The sequence below is a fragment of the Microcystis sp. LE19-8.1F genome (genome assembly GCF_027531715.1).
GTDB classification, from domain to species: domain Bacteria; phylum Cyanobacteriota; class Cyanobacteriia; order Cyanobacteriales; family Microcystaceae; genus Microcystis; species Microcystis wesenbergii_A.
Genome location: NZ_JAPZSO010000253.1, coordinates 1 through 1,046 on the forward strand (window position 1 = coordinate 1; position 1,046 = coordinate 1,046).

Here is a 1,046-nt window from a genome sequence, read left to right on the forward strand (position 1 = left end):
CTATCGCAATCCTCCCAACCGTAGCGAGATTCGTAATTGTTTAGCAAAACTTTTGGCGATTTTAGCCGAACTGCAAAGACAAGCCAAACGGGAAAATCAGAGCTACAATGAAGACAATGCCCCTCGTTTGTGGATTTTATCCCCTTCCGTTGGTATCACTGTTTTAGAAGGATTTGGGGCAAAATTAGACTCAGAGTGGCCAGAAGGAGTCTATTTTCTTCCCTTGCTTTATCGCACGGCAATTATCGCTATTAATCAATTGCCTGTGACTGCTGAGACTCTTTGGTTAAGATTATTGGGACGGGGAAAAACTCAAAACCAAGCGGTGGGAGAATTGTTAGAATTACCTCAAGGTAATGCTTTCCGGGAAAATGTACTGGAATTATTGATTAGTTGGCGGGTTAATATGGAAATAAATAACATCCTAGAAACTGAGGATAGAGAGGTGTTTATGACTTTATCTCAAACCTATCAGGAATGGAAGGAAGCAACTAAACGGGAAGGACTCGAACAAGGACTTGAACAAGGACTAGAGCGAGGACTCGAACAAGGACTAGAGCGAGGACTAGAGCGAGGACTCGAACAAGGAAAACTAGAGGCTAAACTGGAATCTATTCCCCGTTTGCTTGCTTTGGGTTTAAGTGTGGAACAAATCGCTCAAGCTTTGGATTTAGACTTAGAACAGGTCCGACGAGCTATTCAAGAAACCCCATGAAACCCCATGATCAATTTGCCAAAAATTACCTTGAACAATTACTTTCTCCCCTGGGAACCGTCGAAATCAGCAAAGAAGTCAGCGATGAAACCCGACAGATAGATTTATTTTTTTCCCCCAATCCCGAACCCAACCCCAATTATCTGGGATTATTAGGCAGAATTGTCCTTAATACTGTCTTAATTGAACCCTATCGCAATCCTCCCAACCGTAGCGAGATTCGTAATTGTTTAGCAAAACTTTTGGCGATTTTAGCCGAACTGCAAAGACAAGCCAAACGGGAAAATCAGAGCTACAATGAAGACAATGCCCCTCGTTTGTGGATTTTATC

The 1,046-nt window shown here is 42.5% G+C and carries 1 protein-coding gene and 1 pseudogene; both read left to right on the top strand.

What is annotated here, in order from left to right; genetic code table 11:
- Positions 1 to 715, top strand: a 715-nt coding sequence (locus O9334_RS22690) for an RpnC/YadD family protein (RefSeq protein WP_288002709.1), incomplete at its 5' end; no start/stop codon positions are given.
- Positions 712 to 1,046 (top strand): annotated as a pseudogene (locus O9334_RS22695) (flagellar assembly protein H); the annotation flags it as partial. The gene O9334_RS22690 and the pseudogene O9334_RS22695, both read left to right, overlap by 4 nt.